6 protein-coding genes are annotated in these 6,913 nt (G+C 47.8%); 1 reads left to right on the top strand and 5 read right to left on the bottom strand.

Annotated elements, in window-relative coordinates; translation table 11 throughout:
- Positions 1–390 precede the first annotated feature (390 nt).
- Positions 391–1,695, top strand: coding sequence for an RNA-guided endonuclease InsQ/TnpB family protein (locus tag WBA89_RS14950; RefSeq protein WP_424407693.1), 1,305 nt, complete (start codon positions 391–393; stop codon positions 1,693–1,695).
- A gap of 218 nt (positions 1,696–1,913) precedes the next feature.
- On the opposite strand, the gene WBA89_RS14945 is transcribed toward WBA89_RS14950, so the two are convergent.
- From WBA89_RS14945 to dnaJ, 5 genes are all read right to left on the bottom strand, one after another.
- Entirely contained in the window at positions 1,914–2,639 is a 726-nt protein-coding gene (locus WBA89_RS14945; protein ID WP_424407691.1) for a biopolymer transporter ExbD, read from the bottom strand.
- A gap of 15 nt (positions 2,640–2,654) precedes the next feature.
- The gene (locus WBA89_RS14940; RefSeq protein WP_424407689.1) at positions 2,655–3,440 is read right to left on the bottom strand and encodes a MotA/TolQ/ExbB proton channel family protein; all 786 of its coding nucleotides are present in this window, start codon (positions 3,438–3,440) and stop codon (positions 2,655–2,657) included.
- A 243-nt stretch (positions 3,441–3,683) separates the two neighbouring features.
- The gene (gene rsgA / locus WBA89_RS14935) at positions 3,684–4,931 is read right to left on the bottom strand and encodes a ribosome small subunit-dependent GTPase A (protein WP_424407687.1); all 1,248 of its coding nucleotides are present in this window, start codon (positions 4,929–4,931) and stop codon (positions 3,684–3,686) included.
- Complete coding sequence (locus tag WBA89_RS14930; protein WP_424407695.1) at positions 4,928–5,218, bottom strand: sulfurtransferase TusA family protein; 291 nt, start codon at positions 5,216–5,218, stop codon at positions 4,928–4,930. The genes rsgA and WBA89_RS14930 overlap by 4 nt, the downstream gene beginning before the upstream one ends.
- 267 nt (positions 5,219–5,485) lie before the next feature.
- Entirely contained in the window at positions 5,486–6,613 is a 1,128-nt protein-coding gene (gene dnaJ / locus WBA89_RS14925; protein WP_424407685.1) for a molecular chaperone DnaJ, read from the bottom strand.
- Between the last annotated feature and the right edge of the window lie 300 nt (positions 6,614–6,913).

Below are 6,913 nucleotides of genomic sequence, written 5' to 3'. Positions count from 1 at the left end.
GGGGGAGAGAGGGAGATTGGGAGAGGGGGAGAGGGGGAGATTGGGGGAGAGGGAGAATTTCTATTTATAGCCTTTCTCAAACAGGCGAGGAGTTGAGATATTAGATTTTAGATACTTCGGCTTGCTTCGGCTACGCTGGCTCACAAGTCGCGAGCGTACAAGTTTTAGACTTGAGATTGGGCGATTGAGGAATTGGGCGATTGAGGAATTGAGGGATTGAGGGATTGAGGGATCAATACCTCATCGAGAGTGAGAACTGCTATAGCGCGTCACGCGCAAACCCCGGTCTTTCAAGCCGGGGATGAAACGCAGTTGTAGCCTTTAGGCTACCAGTGTTCTATATTTTTTCTTGGTTATTGGATATATTTTCTAACGATTTTAGTTGAGGTATTGACTCCGTTAAATAGTCGTGTACAATCAATATATTACAATAAAAGGATGCCAATGTTTGGGTGTCAACAAATCCTACTCAAGCCTAATAAAGAACTCCGGGCGGTTCTAGAATACATTTGCCAAGAATCGAACAAGCTGCACAATTGTGCGGTTTATTACGCTCGCCAAATATATTTCAAGGCTCGTACTTTCGTCCGTCCATTTGACGTAATTAACGCATTAAAGCGCAATCCTCATTACGGAGCTTTATGCGCTCAAGCTGCTCAGCAGACTTGCGGTGCCGTTGGTGAATCGGTAAAATCTTTCAAAGGATTAATTGAATTGTTTTGGGAGGGTAAACTCGAAAACAAGCCAAAGTTTCCTGGCTACCGCACTCCTGGTGGATTTCATCTGATCGCTTATCCAAAGCAAGCGCTTGGGAAAAAGTTGGTTGACGGTCAAATTTCAATCCCTCTCGGTCAAAAAGTAACAACTTGGTTTGGACTGAAGAACTTTCAAGTCCCCATGCCTACTAACTTAGACTATGCCGATATCAGAGAAATTAGAATTCTCCCCAGAAATGGCTGTTTTTACGCCGAGTTTGTTTACAAAACAGCCAGCTTTCAAACTGCTGTAGACAACCAAAAAGCTTTAGGTATCGATCACGGTATTAGTAACTGGCTTACTTGCGTCAGCAACTCAGGGACAAGCTTGATCATTGACGGCAAGCATTTGAAGTCGGTTAATCAGTGGTATAACAAGCGGGTAGCAGCTTTGATGGAGGGCAAGCATAATGGTTTTTGGTCACATCAATTGGCGCGATTGACCCAAAAGCGAAACCGTCGCATGCGCGATGCTGTAAATAAAGCAGCTCGTTTAGTTGTTAATCACTGTATCAAAAACGGAATCGGTGTTATCGTTTTTGGGTGGAACAAAAGGCAGAAAGATTCTGCCAGTATGGGCAAAAAAACAAATCAGCAGTTTGTTCAAATTCCTACGGCACGACTGAAAAACCGTATTGCTCAACTGTGCGAACAATACGGCATTAAGTTTATTGAAACTGAAGAAAGTTACACATCTAAAGCATCATTCGTAGACCGTGATTTCCTACCTAAAATCGGTGAAAAACCCGATGGGTGGAAGGAAACGGGTAGACGGGTAAAACGCGGTTTGTACCGGACGAGTGCGAAAAATTGGTACATCAATGCTGACTGCAATGGGGCGGCCAATATATTGAGAAAAGTAGAGACGATGTTAGGGCTTGACCTTAACGGAGTTTGTAGGGGTGTTTTGACAGCGCCTTCAAGAATTACCTTTTGGTAGTTTCTTTAGAATCCCTGCTGCTGCTTCACAGGGAGTGTCAAATCTCTTTTTTCTTCTTCGTTCTTTTTGCCCGATCGCGAAGCCGTTATAGCCCTCTTCCTTGTTCTTTCTTCCCTCTTCCTGATGAGCAATGAGCGATGACTAATGACTAATGACTAATGACTAATGACTAATGACTAATGACTAATGACTAATGACTACTGACCAATGACTAATGACTAATTCGAGGGCCCGACATTCTGCGGTGGAGCGGCGACTCCAGGGTTGGCATTGGGAGCAGTAGGTGCAGGAGAAATAGGAGGAATGCCCCCATTGGCTCCAGAGTTGCTAGGCTGCTGTGGAGCTGGCAGAGGGGATTGAAACTGATTGGGATTGAACTCCTGCTGCTGTGGAGCTGGAAGAGGGGATTGAAACTGATTGGGATTGAACTCCTGCTGCTGTGGAGGCACAGGAGAGGGTAGCGGTTGACCGATATTGCCCGAAGGTGCCGCAGGAATGCCAGAGTTGGGAAGCGGTTGATTTGGCTGCAAAGAAGCAGCCGAACTAGGAAGAGTGGCCAGGGCAACTCGATCGCCCCCTACCTCTCGCAATTTGTCTAAAACCTCGACCACTTTGGCGTATCTAGCATTTTGAGGGGCGTACAACACCGTCAACCCGGTAGGATTTGTAGTGTGAAAACTCTTTAAAACTCGATCGAGCTGTTGGTAATTAACAGGCAATTGGTCGATATAAGTTTGCCCGAAATCGTCAATGCTGACAATCAGCATCTCTCGCATCTGCGTTTGTCCCGTCTTCGCCTTGGGCAAATCGACATTAATTGCTTGCTGGCGAGTCAGTTGCAAAGCCGCTAGCAGAAAAAACGTCAGAATGCAAAATATCACATCAATTAAAGGCACCAGTTCAATCCGAGCCTCTTCTTCTGGAGTTTCTAGATTAATCTTCATTAGTTCTCCATCGTTCTAATTATTAGAAGTAGAATCAACATCAGGATCGGAACCTTTCAATTTCGGCTCCCGATTCCGTTCTCCCGGTTCTTGAGAATTGAGGGAACGCCTGTTCAAACCATCGGAACCAAAGGAAGAATTGCTGTATTCTGCACCGGGCGATCGACCTTTAGCATTAGCCACCGGCCAGTATTGCCTGTAAAGCAATTCCAGTTCATTTCCGGCTCGGCGAAATATTTTTGCCTGGTTGAACAAAAAAGCTTGAAATATCCGATAAAACACCAAGGTAAAAATTGCTACTACCATCCCACAAGCAGTAGTGATCAGCGCCTCGCCAATCCCCAAAGTGACGCCACTCGTGGCCGCCGTACCGATATCGCCGAGACGGATCGAACTGAGCGAGTTAATCAAGCCCAAAACTGTTCCCAGCAAGCCCAGCAAAGGAGATATAGCGATCGTAGCTTCTAAGATTTTGTCGCCGCGGCGCATCGAAGCCAACTCTTCATCGGCGGCAGCTTCGAGCGCGAGTCGAAATAAGTCGGGTTCGGGATTGTACAGGCGCAAGGGTGCAGATAGAAATCGCCCGATCGGCTGTCGGTTAGCTTGTCTGGCCATCTCGTTAGCCGCCCCCCAATCGCTGCGGGCAGCTTCAAGAATGCGGTTAACTATCTGCTTTTCTTTGCTCAAGAGGCTCGCCCAGAACCACAAGCGCTCGATAATGGTACTTACAGACAGAATCGATAACACTAACAGGGGCCACATGGCGGGGCCGCCTTTTTCAAACAGTTCTTGAATATTCACAATATTTTTGCTCCTGCAGTACCCGCTAACTTTTGCTTCTGTTCTACTTTTTTTAACAAATCCAAGGCCATTTAATTTTAGCGACTAATGTACTCAGGACTTACGCGATCGCCATTAAAGAAACCGGGTTTGGCAAACGGTGCCTCTGGCTGAAATCTCTGTATTTTCCTCGATCGAACCCGTTTCACGATAAGTCTCGGTACTATTGTCTGCCGAATGGCGGGCGATGCCGCTGCGGATGGCTCACAATTGGTCCAAGTCTTGACACATATCTTGCAGCGACTGGTGTTGCAGGCGGCGGTTCGTGCGGCGATATTTCTTAGTTTGCAGCTTCGGTTCGTACTGCTGCGTACCATCCGACTTGGTTTGCTGCTTCAAACTCGATTCGGCGCTGCTAGAGTTTTGCAGAGTTTGCTGGCGGACGATCGCCTCTTCCAGAAAACTCAAGTAATACTGGTAGCGTTCCCAAGATCCCCGCACCACACAATTAGGCTCGTCTCGGTGCGAACAGTCGCTAAACTGGCAGCTACCCACAGCCAGCCTCTGGCGCGCTTCTGGGAAATATTCCGCTAACTCCGACGGATCGCATTCTAGAGCCGGCTGATTAAAGCCCGGAGTATCCGCCAACAGTCCCCCGCCGGGGAGTTCAAATAGTTCTACGTGGCGAGTCGTGTGGCGCCCGCGACCGAGTTTTCCTGAAACAGCGTTCACTCGCAGGTTAAGCGCCGGAATTAGTTGGTTGATCAAGCTGGACTTGCCCACTCCAGAAGGGCCGCAAATTATCGTTATTTTGTCTGAGGTGCGGCCCTCAAGCAAATTCGGCAACGGATTTTGTACGGAATTTAACGCATCTAACGGAACAACCGAATTTTCCTGTAGGGAGTTGCCCTCAAAAGGCAACATAGAACTATCTATATTGTTCGCTAAAGGCTGGAAACCTATTTTTTTGATATAACTTGTATTTTGTAAATTTGCCACAGCTTCCTGGACTCCCAATCCGCTGCGAACACTAATAAACATGGGTTCGTAGCCCCAGCTTGAAAGCCGATCGCGCCACTGTTCCAACTCTTGGGGCGAAACTAAATCGCATTTGTTCAGACACAAACTCACCTCTAAACCTGTAGATTCTGCCTTGACTAAAAACCGAGTTAATGATGCGGGGTCTAAATCCGGTTCGGCGAGGGCAAAAACCAAGAGAATGCGATCGGCATTAGCTACAGGCGGGCGGTTGAGTTCTGTTTGGCGCCCGAAGACTTCAGAAATTGCACCCCGGCGGTCAGTCCAGTCGGGTTCGTCTACCACCACGCGATCGCCCACCATCACCTGTTGATTAATTTTTTTCAGTCGAGTGCGGCGAGTACACAGCAGAGTTGGAGCATCCGCCAGGGCTATATTTTCGTGAATCCCAGCGGCTGGATCTAACCTGACTCGGTAGAAGTTAGCCTGAACAGCCACTACAGTACCGACTATCGAGGAGGAATTCAGACTCATCCTGCTTCCTGGTTTTCTGGGCGCTGCACCTTCATCGCAAAAAAGCCGGAATCTGGCTCATCCGCGACAAACTGCGTTTCTAGAATCTGGTAGCCTTCCATTTTCAGACTGTCGGGCACTTGTTCGATCGGCTCCCCAGCATCCAGCCACACCTCCAAAACAGCACCCGGAGCCATTTGCTCCAAGCGCAGTTTAGTGCGGACAAAATTCAGAGGACACGGAGTCCCCCGCAGATCGATTTTGGCATCTGGGGATTTGGGATTTTCAATTTTCGAGGTTGAATTCATCATGTGCTTTCTATTTTCAAATTTCCCATCTCAAATCCTGAAAGGCTTAGTTTTTCGTGAAGCAATTGTCTGCCATTATTCTTCTCGGAGAAAATGAGATTAATTGGACACAATTTTTTGAGAGAGAATTAAACCAATTGTCGGCGAATTATTCTTCTTGGGTAAATTGTGTCCAATTGGACACAATTTTTTGAGAGAGAATTTAAAAAATTGCCACGGAATCATCAAACAAGAAAATTTGACACCCATTGGGTGTCAAATATTTGCTTATTTCTGAAACAAATTGCCCAGAAATCCTTCCAAGCCGCCTTTACCAGTACGATCGCCCTTCAGCTTAGCAAGCTGCATCAGCAACTCGCGCTCCTCCGCCGTCACCTTAGTCGGAATATCAATCGACACCGCAATCAAATGGTCGCCGCGACTGACTGGATTTCCCAACCGGGGCACTCCTTTTTTCTCCAGAGTCAAAACAGTACCAGGCTGAGTTCCCGTAGGAATCAACAATTCCGTCGGCCCATCTACAGTTTCCACTTCCAATCGGCAGCCCAAAATTGCTTGCAAGTAACTAATCTTCACTTCCGAATTAACATTAATGCCTTCCCGCTTAAATAGCGGGTCTTCATTCACAGCCAAGAAAACGTAAAGATCCCCCGGCGGCCCGCCCAATTTTCCCGCATCCCCTTCATTGGAAACGCGCAAGCGAGTACCGTTGTCAACCCCAGCCGGAATAGTAATTTTCAGCTTTTTCATCACTTCTTTCTGGCCCCGACCGCCGCAAGTTTCGCACTTGTCCTCAATCACTTGCCCCGTGCCGTTGCAAGTAGGGCAAACTGAAACTTGAGTAAAGCTGCCGAAAGGAGTGCGGGTAGCGCGGCGGACTTGCCCGCTGCCGGTACAAGTCGAGCAAGTTTGGGGTCTCGTTCCCGGTTTAGCGCCAGTCCCGGTGCAAGTTTCGCAGGTTTCTAGGTGCTTGATCCGGAGTTCTTTTTCCCCACCAAACACTGCTTCGCGGAAATCCAACCGCAAATCTAGCCGCAAATCATCTCCGCGAACCGGGCCGCTGCGCCTGCGACCTTGTTGTTGGCCGCCCGCGCCCGTGGAAAACCCCTGGAAGAAGCTTTCAAAGATGTCAGCAAAGCTGTCGCCGAAGTCTTGGAACCCCGGCGCGCCTGCACCGCTGACGCCTGCTTCACCGAAACGGTCAAAACGGGCGCGGGTTTCCGGTTCTGAGAGTACCTCGTAAGCGCGGTTAATTTCTTTAAACCGCTCCTCAGCACCAGATTCTTTGTTGACATCTGGATGGAACTTGCGAGCTAGGCGGCGGTAAGCACGCTTAATTTCCTCTTTGTCTGCACTGCGAGAAACGCCTAATATTTCATAGTAATCACCGGCCATAAAGCTGCTTGCCTGAAGGTAAATAACAAAAAGTGTACGAAAAAGAAACTATTGACCTTTCCTGACATTACAAATTAAAAATTACCATTGTTAATTTTTAACTTTTAATTTTTAGCTTTTAATATCTAAAGGAAAGGATTCATATCATCAACTTCAGGTTCTGGAACCTTCGGTTTTTGTTCCTGTTGGGGTTCCGGCTGTCGTTTTGACTGTCGTTCCTGTTTGGGTTCCTGTTTGGGTTCCGGCTGTCGTTTTGACTGTCGTTCCTGTTTGGGTTCCTGTTTGGGTTCCTGTTTGGGT

The sequence above is a fragment of the Microcoleus sp. genome, assembly GCF_049646505.1.
Taxonomy (GTDB): Bacteria; Cyanobacteriota; Cyanobacteriia; order Cyanobacteriales; family Microcoleaceae; genus Microcoleus.
This window is presented reverse-complemented; position numbering and strand designations above follow the sequence as displayed.

Excerpts from the sequence above, each read along its gene's own strand:
- WBA89_RS14930 (WP_424407695.1), bottom strand. The coding sequence starts at position 5,218 with ATGAATTCAACCTCGAAAATTGAAAATCCCAAATCCCCAGATGCCAAA.
- WBA89_RS14945 (WP_424407691.1), bottom strand. The coding sequence starts at position 2,639 with ATGAAGATTAATCTAGAAACTCCAGAAGAAGAGGCTCGGATTGAACTG.
- rsgA (WP_424407687.1), bottom strand. The coding sequence starts at position 4,931 with ATGAGTCTGAATTCCTCCTCGATAGTCGGTACTGTAGTGGCTGTTCAG.
- dnaJ (WP_424407685.1), bottom strand. The coding sequence starts at position 6,613 with ATGGCCGGTGATTACTATGAAATATTAGGCGTTTCTCGCAGTGCAGAC.